The organism is uncultured Muribaculum sp., assembly GCF_910583865.1.
Classification (GTDB): domain Bacteria; phylum Bacteroidota; class Bacteroidia; order Bacteroidales; family Muribaculaceae; genus Muribaculum.
The window spans coordinates 54,866-68,731 of the sequence record NZ_CAJTYX010000012.1; the positions used below are offsets into that span (position 1 = coordinate 54,866).

Here is a 13,866-nt window from a genome sequence, read left to right on the forward strand (position 1 = left end):
GCAACGGGGTTGCGGAAGCTGATTGTAACCGTATTTTAACATCCACTATGGTCGCACAAAGAATGCACAATCAATGAAGCCGACGGCGCCATCGGGCTAAAAGCGGGATGGCGCCGTTGACTATGACGTTGAGGGTCAGGCAAGGAAGCCGAGGAGCACACCTGCAGCGACGGCAGAACCGATCACACCGGACACGTTGGGACCCATGGCGTGCATGAGCAGGTAGTTGGTGGGATCGTATTCGAGACCGAGGTTGTTGGATATGCGGGCCGACATAGGCACAGCCGACACACCGGCGTTGCCGATGAGCGGGTTGAGCTTCTTGCTCTGTGGGAGGAAGAGGTTGAAGAACTTCACGAAGAGCACACCGGAAGCCGATGCTATGATGAAAGCCATGAATCCGAGAGCAAAGATGAAGATGGTGTCGACCGTGAGGAATGAAGTGGCCTGTGTGGAGGCGCCTACGGTGAGGCCGAGCAGCATGGTCACGATGTCGGTCAGAGCGTTGCTTGCTGTCTTGGCCAGACGGGTTGTGACGCCGCATTCACGCAGCAGGTTGCCGAAGAAGAGCATGCCGAGCAGCGGTATACCGGAGGGCACCACGAAGCAAGTGAGGAGCAGGCCGATGATCGGGAAGATGATCTTCTCGTTCTGGCTGACCGCACGCGCGGGTTTCATGCGGATGACGCGCTCTTTCTTGGTGGTGAGCAGTCGCATGATCGGCGGCTGAATCAGTGGCACGAGGGCCATGTAGGAGTAGGCCGACACTGCGATTGCGCCCATCAAGTTGGGGGCGAGCTTCGATGACAGGAAGATGGCCGTTGGGCCGTCGGCACCGCCGATGATGGCGATTGCTCCGGCCTGGTCGGGGGAGAAGCCCAGGGCGAGGGCCACCATGTAGGCGCCGAATATGCCGAACTGCGCCGCCGCGCCGATAAGCATCAGCTTGGGGTTGGCGATCAGGGCGCTGAAGTCGGTCATCGCTCCGATGCCGAGGAATATCAGCGGCGGATACCATCCGGCCGAGACGCCGTTGTAGAGGATGTTGAGCACTGACCCTTCTTCGTAGATGCCGATTTCAAGTCCGGCGGTGGCGTTGAAAGGTATGTTGCCGAGGAGAATACCGAAACCTATCGGCACCAGAAGCATAGGCTCGAAGTTCTTCTTGATGGCAAGCCATATGAAGAAGAGGCCCACGAGGAGCATCACTCCGTGCTGCCAGGTGACATTGGCAAAGCCGGTGAGCACCCAGAACTGGTGGAAGTTTACGGATATGAATTCGCTGAAACTCATTAATGATATCATATTCCGGAAAAGTGGGATTAGACGTTGTTACGGAATATGTACTTATTCCAGGGTGATTAGCACTGCGCCCTCAAGCACGGCATCGCCGGGATTGCAGGTGATGGATGCTACCTTGCCGTCGTAGCCGGCGTGGATGGCGTTTTCCATCTTCATTGCCTCGAGGATGATCACTGTGTCGGCGGCCTTTACCGTGTCGCCGACCTTGCAGTTGATTGACATTACGGTGCCGGGCAGGGGTGCCTTTATCTGGATGCTTCCGCTGGCTACGCTCGGTTTTGAAATCACCTTTTCGCCGGCGGCTGTGCGTGGAGCGGCAGCGGCTCGCGGAGCGTGGCTTACTACGGTTACGGGAGCCTTCTTTTGGTCAAGCTCCACTTTGTAGGGAGTGCCGTTGACAAGCACTTCAGCTTTGCCGTCGACTATATCGCCAATGGCAACATTATAGTTGTTGCCGTTGATTTTATATTTGTACTCTTTCATTTGTCTAAACGTTGGTGGAATGAGATGTTTTTATGTAGGAGATTTACGCGGTTAACGGTGAGGCAGCTCGCGCAGGCCGTAAATCTTCGAGCTCCAGGGGGAGTAGGAGCGGCGTACCTTGCTGATGGTAAGGATGGTACTTTCGCGGTCGTGGGCGTTGAGGTGGTCGTTGAGGGCCATTACTATCGCCGCGATTTCCTCGCCGGAGTCATGCTGCGGTTTTTCTTCCCTGGGTAGCTGCTTGGTGTCGATGCCTTGCGATGCGGCTTTGTTCTTGCGCGACACGGATGCGCCTATCCTGCTGATTATATAGAAGCATACGCAGAGCAGTGCAAGCGCGAAGAACACGATGAGCATTGCCATCAGCGACAGTCCGAATCCGTGGCCGTCGGTCTCGGCAAACATCTCGACCTTGCCGTTGGTGTCTACGATCTGGTTGGCGCTGGAGGGGGTGATGTACTTGTCGCCGCCGTCGCGCACCTCCCATGCGCCTTCTCCGTCAATGGCGCGGGCATAGGTGGTGTTGGGGAGCAGCGAGGCAGGCACGGTCACCGAGTCGATAAGGGTGCGCCCGTTGGCGTCGTATATGCCGATCCAGTTGTCTTGTCCCGGCACGAGGCGGAAGCTGAGGTGGAAAGTTCCCTTGTTAGGTTCTCCGTCGGCCCAGAACACTACATGCTGGCGTGTGGGAATCTCGGTGTTGACATCACCCAGGGGCACGGGATATTTCTTGGGATTGGCGGGATCGTCGGTGAGGTAGACGCTCGAAATCTCCATCGGCGCGTAGGTAGAGTTGAAAAGCTCGATCCAGGCCTGGTGCTGACCGTAGTCGTCTACGTAGTTTGAGTCGTTCTGTACCATCACCTCGTTGATGCGCAGGCCTTTGCGTCCTTGGGCAAAGGCCGATGCGCCACATACGAGGGTGAGGGCGAGAAACAGGATGATACTCTTTCTCATTGTTGATGGATTAAAGAGGTATGTTGCCGTGTTTCTTGGCGGGATTTGTGACTTTCTTGGTGGCGAGCTGCTGCAGGGCGCGTATCACGCGGAAACGGGTGTTGCGCGGCTCGATCACGTCGTCGATGTAGCCGTACTTGGCTGCGTTGTAGGGGTTGCAGAAGAGTTTGTTGTACTCCAGCTCCTTCTCTGCAAGCACCTTGGCGGGATCTTCGGCGGCCTTGGCTTCCTTTGCGTAGAGCACCTCCACAGCGCCTGCACCACCCATCACGGCGATTTCTGCGGTTGGCCATGCATAGTTCATGTCGCCGCGAAGCTGCTTGCAGCTCATCACGATGTGAGAGCCTCCGTAGCTCTTGCGGAGTGTCACGGTCACCTTGGGCACGGTGGCTTCGCCATAGGCGTAGAGCAGCTTGGCTCCGTGCAGGATCACGCCGTTGTACTCCTGTCCGGTGCCGGGAAGGAAGCCTGGCACGTCGACGAGGGTCACCAGAGGAATGTTGAAAGCGTCGCAGAAGCGTACGAAGCGGGCGCCCTTGCGCGAAGCGTTGCTGTCGAGCACGCCGGCGAGGTATTTGGGCTGGTTGGCGACGATGCCTACGCTTTGGCCGTTCATGCGGGCGAAGCCCACGATGAGGTTCTTGGCATAGTCGCGCTGCACTTCGAGGAATTCGCCGTGGTCGATGATGGCGCCGATCACCTCATACATGTCGTAGGGCTTGTTGGCGCTGTCGGGGATTATATCGTTGAGTGAGTCCTCCAGACGGTCGATCGGGTCGGTGCATTCCACCATTGGCGGCTCTTCAAGATTGTTTTGGGGGATGTAGCCGAAGAGCTTGCGGGCGATCTTCAGTGCGTCCTCGCCATCTTCGGCTGCGAAGTGGCATACGCCGCTCTTTGTGGAGTGTACCTGCGCGCCGCCCAGGGCTTCCTGGGTTACATCTTCGCCGGTGACGGTCTTTACCACTTTCGGGCCGGTGAGGAACATGTAGGAGATTCCCTTGGCCATGATGGTGAAGTCGGTGAGGGCCGGGGAATATACGGCGCCTCCGGCGCAGGGACCGAGGATGCAGGAAATCTGCGGAATCACACCCGAGGCGAGGATGTTGCGCTGGAAGATTTCGGCATATCCGCCGAGGGCGTTGATGCCTTCCTGGATGCGCGCACCTCCGGAGTCGTTGAGTCCGATGACGGGAGCACCCATCTTCATGGCCATATCCATGATCTTGCAGATCTTTAGGGCCATGGTCTCGGAGAGCGAGCCGCCGAATACGGTGAAGTCCTGTGCGAATACGTAGACGAGGCGTCCGTCGATCGTGCCGTATCCGGTCACGACGCCGTCGCCGAGATATGATTTCTTTTCCTGGCCGAAGTTGGTGCAGCGATGGCGCACGAACATGTCAAGTTCCTCGAACGAACCTTCGTCGAGGAGCTGTGCGATACGTTCGCGGGCTGTGTATTTTCCTTTATCGTGCTGCTTTTGTATGGCCTTTTCGCCACCGCCCAGACGTGCTTCCGTGCGTAGCGCGATAAGCTCCTGGACCTTTTCGAGTTGGTTGCTCATACTATATAATAATGTATGTGTATGGAGTGAATTTTACGACTTGATTACATCTTCTTGGGATCCTCGCAAAGCTCGACGAGGGCGCCGCATGTCGATTTAGGGTGCAGGAACGCGATGTTGAGGCCTTCCGCGCCTTTGCGGGGTGCTTTATCAATGAGGCGGCAACCTTTTTCCTCGGCTTCGGCCAGGGCGTTGGCTACACCGTCGGCCATGGCGAATGCGATGTGCTGTATGCCTCCGCGGCCGCCGTTATTGGCGATGAACTTGGAGATGGCGCTGTCGTCCGACGTTCCTTCAAGAAGCTCTATTTTGGTCTGGCCCACCTGGAAAAACGCTGTGCGTACTTTCTGGTCGGCTACTTCTTCGATGGCAAAACACTTAAGGCCAAGGATGTTTTCGTAGAAAGGGATAGCTTCGTCCAGTGAGGGGACGGCTATACCTACATGTTCGATGTGGGAGATGTTCATTGTAGAATTTATGGTTTATGATATTATAATCGATTGTTGCCGGGTTGACTGTCTACCTATTATCGGCAATTTCCGGCAAATTTAGCAAATTTTGCGTAAAAGCATGAGCCGACGGCCTAAAAGTTTTCAAAACGTTGGTGGGATGTTAGGATGCGAATTTGTGACAATAGAGGATTAAGGGAGCTGTTTTTGTCAGTAGTATGTGAAATTATGTCAGTGGCCGTGTCAGTAGGGAATTGTCGGTTAATGGATTGAGCTGTATTAAATTAATGTTACGTGCAACCTTTTTGGCACGTGATTTGTTCTGTCTAATGAACGCCGGGATTCCCCCTGTGGGGCTTCGGCATGACTATAACGCAAACAAGAAATTAAAGAAACAAATAAAAACTTACAATTATGGGAAAGATAATCGGTATTGATTTGGGTACTACCAACTCATGTGTAGCCGTACTTGAGGGTAACGATCCCGTCGTTATTCCTAACAGCGAGGGCCGCAACACCACTCCTTCAATCGTAGCCTTCATCGCAGGCGGCGAGCGTAAGGTGGGTGATCCTGCAAAGCGCCAGGCCATCACCAATCCGGAGGGCACTGTCTATTCAATCAAGCGCTTCATGGGCGAGCGCTACGATGAGGTGGCGGATGAAGTGAAGCGTGTGCCTTATGAAGTCGGCAAGGCTGACAACGGTACCGTGCGTGTGTTGGTCGACGGCCGTGAATACACTCCTCAGGAAATTTCAGCTATGATCCTGCAGAAGATGAAAAAGACTGCGGAGGACTATCTGGGACAGACTGTCGATGAGGCCGTGATCACCGTCCCTGCCTACTTCAACGATTCCCAGCGTCAGGCCACCAAGGAGGCCGGTGAGATTGCCGGGCTTAAGGTGCGTCGTATCGTCAACGAGCCTACAGCCGCCGCATTGGCCTATGGTCTCGACAAGAGCGACAAGGATCAGAAGATTGCCGTGTTCGACCTTGGTGGCGGTACGTTCGATATTTCTATCCTTGAACTTGGTGACGGCGTGTTCGAGGTCAAGTCGACCAACGGTGATACCCACCTCGGCGGTGACGACTTCGACCATGTGATCATCGATTGGCTTGCCGACGATTTCCAGAAGGAATACGGCGTAGATCTCCGTAAGGATGCCATGGCCCTCCAGCGTCTTAAAGAGGCTGCGGAGAAGGCCAAGATCGAGCTTTCAAGCTCCACTACTACGGAAATCAACCTCCCCTATATCATGCCGGTCGACGGTGTTCCCCGCCACTTGGTAAAGACCCTTACCCGTGCCGAATTCGAGCGTCTGGCCGACAAGCTGATACAGGCAACTATCAAGCCTTGCGAGCAGGCTCTCTCCGATGCCGGGCTTAAGGCTTCCGACATCGACGAGGTGATCCTTGTGGGTGGTTCGACCCGTATCCCCGCCATCCAGGAAATCGTCAAGAAGTTCTTCGGCAAGGCTCCTTCGAAGGGTGTCAACCCCGACGAGGTTGTGGCCGTCGGCGCAGCCATCCAGGGCGGTGTCCTTTCGGGCGATGTTAAGGATGTGCTTCTGCTCGACGTTGTGCCTCTGTCGGTCGGTATCGAGACCCTCGGCGGCGTGATGACAAAGCTTATCGAGGCCAATACGACCATCCCTACCCGCAAGAGCGAGACTTTCTCTACCGCTGCCGACAATCAGCCTTCGGTTGAGATCCACGTGCTCCAGGGCGAGCGTCCTCTTGCCAAGGATGACAAGACTCTCGGCAAGTTCCACCTCGACGGCATTGCTCCCGCACCTCGTGGCATACCTCAGATCGAGGTTACTTTCGAGATTGATGCAAACGGTATCCTCAACGTTTCCGCCAAGGATAAGGCTACCGGCAAGGAACAGAGCATCCGTATCGAGGCTTCATCGGGCCTTACCGACGCTGAGATCAAGCGAATGAAAGACGAGGCTGCCGCCAACGCAGCTGCCGACGAGGCCGAGAAGCAGAAGATTGACAAACTCAACCAGGCCGATGCCCTGATCTTCCAGACCGAGAAGCAGCTTTCCGAACTCGGCGACAAGATTCCCGCCGACAAGAAGGCAGCTATCGAGAGCGCTGTCGCCAAGCTGAAGGATGCCCACAAGGCTCAGGACGTGGCTGCTTGCGATGCCGCCATCAAGGAAATCGAGGCCGCTTTCGGTGCCGCACAGCAGGATATCCTCAATGCCCAGCAGCAGGCTCAGTCTGCCGGACAGCAGGCAGGCCCTCAGCCCGGTGCCGGTCAGGCTCCTTCCGACGATCATGTTACCGACGTCGACTTTGAGGAAGTGAAGTAAGCGACTGAAGGTTATACTCATTGCGATATGGCGGAGTATGATGCCGTATCCTTTGAGCGATACTTGGTCAGTTAGATAATTTATAATTTACATTCAATCGGCTCACATTACTGTAAAAGGGTGTGGGCCGATTTTTTGATATTATTTTGATATTATGAGAAAGATTTTATTTGTGATTTTCGCTCTTATCGCGTTTGTGCCTATGGCAAAAGCCGATAAGTATACCCTCGACCGTGATGCCCTTCCGGTAAAGGCGCAGGAGATGCTTACCACATATTTCCCAAAGGCAAAAGTTTCCATGATCAAGGTCGACAGGCATCTCCTTAAAAAGACCGACTACGATGTGAAGCTTGTCAACGGCACTAAGATTGAGTTTAATAATGCCGGTTCATGGACATCCGTCGATTGCAAGAAGAGGAGTGTACCTGATGAACTCGTGCCTCAGCGTATTCGCAAGAAGGTGGCTTCAACCTATCCTGATGCAACGATAAACAAGATTACAAAGAAATCAGGAGGCCATATAATCGTGCTTTCCGACGGTACTGAACTGAAATTCAGTGTACTCGGGCAGCTTAAGAAGAGTTCCGACAGTCTGGATGAATGATATGAGACCTTAATAACCGTAAGTGAAAATTACCTTTCTACTGTCGGATTTTCAGGGAAATAGGATTTAAGTCGAAGGGACATATTAGGCTATGTGATTGAGACGCGAATCATATTTCCCTGAAAATCCGACAGCTCGGTATTTCACTTTTGTTTTTAAACAATCTCTTGATTTGAGGTATGGATGTCGCTTATGTTGGATAATACGCTATGCCTGCAACAATATTGTTTCATAGACGTTTATTATATTACGAGGATAATATCGCATTTATGGATTTCCCAAGGTGTCTGACCATACTATTATGTGCTGTGATGTCCCTGCTGTCGCCCGAGAATGCCGGAGCCGTAGATGAGGGAAGTTATAGCCATGTATATGAATTTTCGGATGCCGCAGGCTATAGTGATATGATTTTATCACGACATGCTGATTCGATAATAAAAAATGATACGAAAATACTCGTTGAAAAACGCCCGCATAAAATTCAGAAGTCGGTGTGTGCGATATCACATAAACCACATAGTTATGTCATATTAAATGAATTAAGAAAATTGTTCTGTGTACAACGTGAATAATCGGGGGATTTCTATCTTAGATGAAAACTGCAAAACTGTGTAACCTTGATTATTAACTCAATACAGAAATCTTATGTATATAATGTTCGCCTATCTTATAGGCGCTTTGGCCCTTTCATTCCTATGCTCGGTATTGGAAGCGGTCTTGCTTTCCACTCCCATGTCCTTCATTACCATGAAGGAAAACGAGGGTGCCAAGAATGCTCCTCGCATGAGGGAATATAAATCCTCTATCGACAAACCGATCGCCGCGATTCTCTCGCTGAATACCATAGCCCATACGATAGGGGCTGCCGGTGTTGGCGCAGAAGCCGTGAAGATATTCGGCGAGGCGAGTTTCGGTATTGTCTCGGCCATACTTACGCTTCTGATTCTCGTGCTTTCCGAGATTATACCCAAGACTATCGGGGCGTCATATTGGCGTAAGCTTGCAATGCCGTCCGTCACCATCATACACATACTCGTAGTCATAACGTTTCCATTGGTATGGCTTTCAGAACTGATTACTAAACTGTTTTCTTCTAATCAGGATGCCGTGTCGGTGAGCCGGGAGGAGGTGGCTGCTATGGTTGCGGTAGCTTCTGATGAAGGGGTGCTTGAAAATAAAGAGAGTGCGATAATACAGAATACTATAAAACTCACCAATATAAAAGCTGAAGAAATAATGACACCTAACCTGATGGTGACATCCGTTTCAGAGGCCATGACCGCCAAAGAGTTTTTCGACAAATGTGAGTTGACTTATTCCCGTATCCCGGTATACAAGGATAACAAGGATTACATAGTAGGTTATGTTCTGAAATCAGCGATTCTTGAGTTATTGGTAAAGGATAGTTTCGACACTCGTCTGGGTGATATTGTACGTCCTATCCTGAGTTTTGATGAGGATGACAATGTGTTTGACATCTGGGAAAAGATGATTGAGAAAAAAGAGCATATCTCTGTCATTCAAGACAAGTATGGTTGCCTTCGAGGCCTTGTGACGATGGAGGACATAATCGAGACCATGCTTGGGGAGGAAATCGTGGATGAAGTTGATACGGAGACTGACTTGCAGAAGGCTGCGCTTGCAAAGTATGAATCAATGCAACGGTCCCGACCATAGACGTTTTGGCCGATGATGCCAACCATTCTTATAAAACCATTTTAAGAAATATATTATATGAAGCATATTGCAAGCCGCTTGACACCGACAAAAGAGGAAGGCGGCGATCGGATAATGGTCATGACATATGAGACTCCGTGTGGCGATCTGATGCTCGGGTCGTATGGCGACAGGTTATGCCTGTGTGACTGGCAGGTTGAGCGTCATCGTATGCGTGTTGCCGACCGGTTGCGTAGAATGCTTCATGCTGAGTTTGAAAGCGGATTGTCGCCAGTGGTTGAAACGGCGATCAGGGAACTTGACGAATACTTCGCCGGAGAGCGCCGAGAGTTTGACGTGCCGCTGATGTGGTCAGGTACCGGGTTTCAGTGCCGTGTTTGGGATGCACTGCTCTCGATTCCTTATGGCAAGACCATTTCTTATGGAGAGATGGCGAGAATGCTTGGTAGGGCGACGGCTGTCCGTGCGGTGGCCAACGCCAATGGCGCGAACTCGATTTCCATATTCGCTCCTTGCCATCGGGTAATCGGTGCCAACGGCACATTGACAGGTTATGGCGGCGGACTTGATGCCAAGCAATGGCTTCTCAGGCTCGAAGGCGCTATATAAGAGGGTTGTTTAGAAACAACTACCTATAAAATGCACGCATGGGAAACTGAGCATCCAAAGATTGAGCTATACAATTCTTTGGATGCTCCGTGTTGCATGTGCGATATTTATAACCGGCAATCAGTCGGCTTCATGGGCATACCGTGATGAAAGGGAATCAACGGTGTCCTTCAGGTGGTTGACCGTGGCTGCGGTAGATGCCTGGGGCACTACGACACCCATGCGTATGGGATTTAGGGCGGCATCGAGCTTGTCGAGCGACGCTGCGTCATGCTCCTTGACAAACTTGTTCCGCAGTATCAGTGTCTTTTCACTTAGCTGTATGCCTTCTACGAGGCGCTCGTAGCGAATTGACGAGCGGCCTTCGGGATAGATGAAGTAGGTGTCGCCGGGGGCGAAGAGCTTGAAACGGCTGTCGACGAGCGGCTCGTCGGTCCAGTTCATGAAGCTCCAGTGGAGATAACCGTCATGGCCTGTGGCCGTGCAGTAGACCGGGATCCATACGGCATCAGCCGGCGAGTTGTTGGAGAACAGGTTAGGCTCCGGCCTCGAACAGCATGTGTAGAGGTCGGTCACCAACCCTTTCTCGCGGCGCTTTTCGACCACGCCGGGGGGATAGGCATCGGACAGCAGAATGGTGTAGCAGTACAGTTTGTCGATTAATTCCGGGTGATAGTTGCCGGCGAGCGACACCTTGAAGTCAGGCTCCGCATCCTGGATTATCTCGTAGGCGTTGAGCATGTCGGAAAGGCTACGCTCGTCCATGCTTATCATGGTTCGGTCGAACCAGCCTTTGTTCTTTAGATGGGTGGCGAAGGCTTTCAGGAAGTTCAGCCAAAGGTCGCGGTACTCCAGTGATGAGGTGGTGGTCTTTAGAAACTTATAGTCTTTCGATGCCTCGTCGTAGTAACGGAAGTTCATTTCCCATGGAATCATGGTGAAACACTCTATGAGGCCGTCGACTCCGTTGTCGGTCATGAACTGTACCCATCGGTCAAACACGTCGTAGTCGTAGCTCCATGTACCGTCGGATTTCTTCATGGTCTCTATCATAGGGAGGAATAGGTCGTTGCTCTGTTCGCCCCATGGCTCGTAGAAGAGTATGGCAGATATGGTTTTCTGTCCGGCGCGGGCAAGATAGCCGGCATAGGGTTTGAGCAGTTCGAAATGTTCCTTGCTCCATGGCCTTACGTTGCCGAATCGTGCCACGGAGTAGGGCTGTTGCCAGAGGTTGAGATGGAATGCCTGGTCTTGTGGCTCTGGAAGTGTCATCGCTGACACTGCTATGTCAAGGTCTATGGCATGGCCGTCGACTTTCAATGTCTCGCGGTAGGTACCTGGGGCTGCGTCGTAGGGGACTTCCACGGTCACCCACACCGGACGGGTCTCACCTGCCGGGATGTAGACTTCACGGGCCTTGGTGTCGATTATGTCGGGCACGCGCCAGGAGGGGAGGGTGTCAGGATGTGTGCCGCATGCACGGAAGTCGTCGGTGAGCACATAATCGACGAAGCTCGCCTGTGCCGGCAGATTTCCTTCGACCGAGGCGGAGCATGTGGCGGGTTGTCCTTCCGGGATGTGTATGAGAGCGAGCGCGCCGACGCGCTCTCCTCGCCATGCATGCACGATGGTGTCGGTGGTAAGCGTGGCCGGAAGCCGGGTGTCGGAAGCGTAATGCACGTCTTTAGACGCCCATGTGAGTTGCGCCGAAGCAGATGATGCTGCACATGCGAGCATCAGGGATGTAAAGATAAGCGTTTTGCTCGTTTTCATGGGGATGATATTGTTACTGAATGTGTCGGGTCTTATTGTCCGGAGGTGAATGAGCGCGACATACGCGTTTTTCCGTCGCGGGATGTAACCGTTAACGACAGTGTGCCGGCGTCGGCATGGAATGTGGCGATGTCATTATTAGAGTTGATGAGGATGGGAAAGGCGGCGCCGTCGGTGCCCGCTTCGTTGAAGAAGTGCTTGTGCAGATGCCCGCAGAGCATCAAGTCTATCCCGGCCTCGTTTAGTATTGGCAGGAACAGCTCTTTCGTTTGGATAGGCCCGTGCCAGCTCGTGTTTACCGGAGGAACGTGGATCACTGCGATTTTGAACGGTGCGCTGCGGAATTCATCGCTCGCCACCGTTTCTCGGAGCCAATCGGCTTCGTCGCGGCGATAGTCGTCGAAAAACGAAGTGCGGGAATACTCGATGTCGTTGTCGGGCTTGTCCTCTCCCCCGTCAAGCACCACGAAGCATACCGGGCCGCTACGGAATGTGTAGTAGGGCTTGCCTGTGGGAGTGGGGAAATAACGCATAAATTCTTTGGCTCCGTTGCCGCGCGTCTCATGGTTGCCGCGCACCATGTAGAACGGCGTCTCTGATGCGAAAAGTTTCGACGCGCCATTGACGAACCCCTCGAACACCTGGTCCTCGGTATTCATGAAGCTTACCATGTCGCCGTTGAACAGCACGAAGTCGGTCTTTTTCTTATCCACGTCCTTGAGCAGGTCGGAAAGCAGCTCGTTATCGCCGTGTATGTCATTGACCATCATGAAATCGAGTGTGTCTTTCCCGGCGGAGCGTGTGCGAAGTGTCAGCGGAGACTTTCGATAGACTTTGGTGGAAGCCACGTCGCCGTAGCTTACGTGGTGTGGTTTCTGTTCGAGCACTTCCTCTGAAAATACCCTATAGCGGTATGTTGTGCCGGGCTGAAGGCCCTTTACGGTGACCTTATGCACTGTTCCGATAACGGCGCGTCCAAGGTCGGTGGCGTAAGTGCGCGGATGCTCGCATGCGTAGAAGTGGCGTCCGTCGTCCGGTGCGATTTCCACCCATGCGGTGGCATCCTTGTCGGTCCTCCATATTATTGTAGATTCCGTTTCCCCTACATTCTGGAGGTAAGGGCCTGATATGATTTTGATAGCTGATAGAGGCGAGAGGAACGATGCCGACAGCATCATTACCATGAGGGTAGATAGTTTTAATGTGTACATTAATGATGGTTGATTTGAGGTGTGTGACAATTGTCGGCTTGTAACGATATGTCAAAGTTAGCGTAAAATTTCCGTATTGGGGTGGGATTTACACTTTTTTAATCCGTACCGACATATAATATACCCTTATGGACATGCGGTTTTACCGCTCGTTCGTGAATATATGGCAATAAGTTGGATGGGGATGTGAAAAGTAGTCTGACAATCACGCTTTACCTATGGACACAAAAAAGCGATGTGTCAGAATTGAATGACACATCGCCTCATTGTATTGTTGTGATGGTGATTACTCAGCCTTTCCTTCCGAGCCGAGAACGGCTACGATTTTGTGCTTGTAGAGTTTCTCCATTTCGTCGCGGGCCGGACCGAGGTACTTGCGGGGGTCGAATTCAGCGGGTTTGTCGTTGAATACGCGGCGAACGGCAGCGGTCATGGCGAGACGGCTGTCGGAGTCGATGTTGATCTTGCAGACATCCATCTTTGCAGCCTTGCGGAGTTCCTCTTCGGGGATACCTATAGCGTCGGGAAGCTTGCCGCCGTTGGAGTTGATGATGTCGACATACTCCTGGGGAACGGAAGAAGAGCCGTGGAGCACGATGGGGAAATCGGGGAGCTTGGCCTCGACAGCCTCAAGCACGTTGAATGCAAGTGGCGGGGGAACGAGACGGCCGGTTTTCGGGTCGCGGGTGCACTGCTCGGGAGTGAACTTGTATGCTCCGTGCGATGTGCCGATTGAGATGGCGAGAGAGTCGCAGCCTGTGCGGGTCACGAAGTCAATCACTTCCTCGGGGTCGGTATAGGTGTGGTGGTCGGAGGACACTTCATCCTCTACGCCGGCAAGTACGCCGAGTTCGCCTTCGACTGTCACGTCATACTGGTGAGCATAGTCAACGACCTTCTTGGTGAGGGCTACATTCT

Annotated in this window: 12 protein-coding genes; 4 read left to right on the forward strand and 8 right to left on the reverse strand. The window is 52.9% G+C overall.

Annotated features, from left to right (window positions below):
* Positions 1-135 precede the first annotated feature (135 nt).
* Genes QZ303_RS04290 through mce form a run of 5 tightly spaced genes read right to left on the reverse strand, consistent with a single transcriptional unit; the run spans position 136 to position 4,773 of the window.
* On the reverse strand, positions 136-1,293 hold the full coding sequence (locus QZ303_RS04290) for a sodium ion-translocating decarboxylase subunit beta (RefSeq protein ID WP_295729612.1): 1,158 nt from the start codon (positions 1,291-1,293) through the stop codon (positions 136-138).
* A gap of 54 nt (positions 1,294-1,347) precedes the next feature.
* Complete coding sequence (locus tag QZ303_RS04295) at positions 1,348-1,785, reverse strand: acetyl-CoA carboxylase biotin carboxyl carrier protein subunit (RefSeq protein ID WP_295729614.1); 438 nt, start codon at positions 1,783-1,785, stop codon at positions 1,348-1,350.
* A 51-nt stretch (positions 1,786-1,836) separates the two neighbouring features.
* Complete coding sequence (locus QZ303_RS04300; protein WP_295729616.1) at positions 1,837-2,742, reverse strand: OadG family transporter subunit; 906 nt, start codon at positions 2,740-2,742, stop codon at positions 1,837-1,839.
* A gap of 10 nt (positions 2,743-2,752) precedes the next feature.
* Positions 2,753-4,306: an acyl-CoA carboxylase subunit beta gene (locus QZ303_RS04305; RefSeq protein ID WP_295729618.1), complete on the reverse strand. Its 1,554-nt coding sequence runs from the start codon at positions 4,304-4,306 to the stop codon at positions 2,753-2,755.
* Positions 4,307-4,350: 44 nt separating this feature from the next.
* Entirely contained in the window at positions 4,351-4,773 is a 423-nt protein-coding gene (mce, locus tag QZ303_RS04310) for a methylmalonyl-CoA epimerase (RefSeq protein ID WP_295729620.1), read from the reverse strand.
* A gap of 396 nt (positions 4,774-5,169) precedes the next feature.
* Here mce and dnaK point away from each other — a divergent pair, with 396 nt between their 5' ends.
* From dnaK to QZ303_RS04330, 4 genes are all read left to right on the forward strand, one after another.
* Positions 5,170-7,074, forward strand: coding sequence for a molecular chaperone DnaK (gene dnaK, locus QZ303_RS04315; RefSeq protein WP_295729622.1), 1,905 nt, complete (start codon positions 5,170-5,172; stop codon positions 7,072-7,074).
* 154 nt (positions 7,075-7,228) lie between these two features.
* A complete protein-coding gene (locus QZ303_RS04320) occupies positions 7,229-7,678 on the forward strand; it encodes a PepSY-like domain-containing protein (RefSeq protein ID WP_295729624.1) in 450 nt (149 codons plus the stop codon).
* Positions 7,679-8,332: 654 nt separating this feature from the next.
* Positions 8,333-9,355 carry a CNNM domain-containing protein gene (locus tag QZ303_RS04325; RefSeq protein WP_295729628.1) on the forward strand — a complete coding sequence of 341 codons (1,023 nt, stop codon included), beginning with the start codon at positions 8,333-8,335 and terminating at the stop codon, positions 9,353-9,355.
* A gap of 57 nt (positions 9,356-9,412) precedes the next feature.
* Positions 9,413-9,964, forward strand: coding sequence for a methylated-DNA--[protein]-cysteine S-methyltransferase (locus tag QZ303_RS04330; RefSeq protein WP_295729631.1), 552 nt, complete (start codon positions 9,413-9,415; stop codon positions 9,962-9,964).
* A gap of 120 nt (positions 9,965-10,084) precedes the next feature.
* On the opposite strand, the gene QZ303_RS04335 is transcribed toward QZ303_RS04330, so the two are convergent.
* From QZ303_RS04335 to QZ303_RS04345, 3 genes are all read right to left on the reverse strand, one after another.
* The gene (locus tag QZ303_RS04335) at positions 10,085-11,737 is read right to left on the reverse strand and encodes a glycoside hydrolase domain-containing protein (protein ID WP_295729632.1); all 1,653 of its coding nucleotides are present in this window, start codon (positions 11,735-11,737) and stop codon (positions 10,085-10,087) included.
* A gap of 32 nt (positions 11,738-11,769) precedes the next feature.
* Positions 11,770-12,948 carry an FN3 domain-containing metallophosphoesterase family protein gene (locus QZ303_RS04340; protein ID WP_295729634.1) on the reverse strand — a complete coding sequence of 393 codons (1,179 nt, stop codon included), beginning with the start codon at positions 12,946-12,948 and terminating at the stop codon, positions 11,770-11,772.
* 286 nt (positions 12,949-13,234) lie between these two features.
* Positions 13,235-13,866: class II fructose-bisphosphate aldolase (locus QZ303_RS04345; RefSeq protein WP_295729637.1), on the reverse strand; the 632-nt coding region annotated here is incomplete at its 5' end.

Excerpts from the sequence above, each read along its gene's own strand:
- QZ303_RS04290 (WP_295729612.1), bottom strand. The coding sequence starts at position 1,293 with ATGAGTTTCAGCGAATTCATATCCGTAAACTTCCACCAGTTCTGGGTG.
- QZ303_RS04295 (WP_295729614.1), bottom strand. The coding sequence starts at position 1,785 with ATGAAAGAGTACAAATATAAAATCAACGGCAACAACTATAATGTTGCC.
- QZ303_RS04300 (WP_295729616.1), bottom strand. The coding sequence starts at position 2,742 with ATGAGAAAGAGTATCATCCTGTTTCTCGCCCTCACCCTCGTATGTGGC.
- QZ303_RS04305 (WP_295729618.1), bottom strand. The coding sequence starts at position 4,306 with ATGAGCAACCAACTCGAAAAGGTCCAGGAGCTTATCGCGCTACGCACG.
- mce (WP_295729620.1), bottom strand. The coding sequence starts at position 4,773 with ATGAACATCTCCCACATCGAACATGTAGGTATAGCCGTCCCCTCACTG.
- dnaK (WP_295729622.1), top strand. The coding sequence starts at position 5,170 with ATGGGAAAGATAATCGGTATTGATTTGGGTACTACCAACTCATGTGTA.
- QZ303_RS04320 (WP_295729624.1), top strand. The coding sequence starts at position 7,229 with ATGAGAAAGATTTTATTTGTGATTTTCGCTCTTATCGCGTTTGTGCCT.
- QZ303_RS04325 (WP_295729628.1), top strand. The coding sequence starts at position 8,333 with ATGTTCGCCTATCTTATAGGCGCTTTGGCCCTTTCATTCCTATGCTCG.
- QZ303_RS04330 (WP_295729631.1), top strand. The coding sequence starts at position 9,413 with ATGAAGCATATTGCAAGCCGCTTGACACCGACAAAAGAGGAAGGCGGC.
- QZ303_RS04335 (WP_295729632.1), bottom strand. The coding sequence starts at position 11,737 with ATGAAAACGAGCAAAACGCTTATCTTTACATCCCTGATGCTCGCATGT.
- QZ303_RS04340 (WP_295729634.1), bottom strand. The coding sequence starts at position 12,948 with ATGTACACATTAAAACTATCTACCCTCATGGTAATGATGCTGTCGGCA.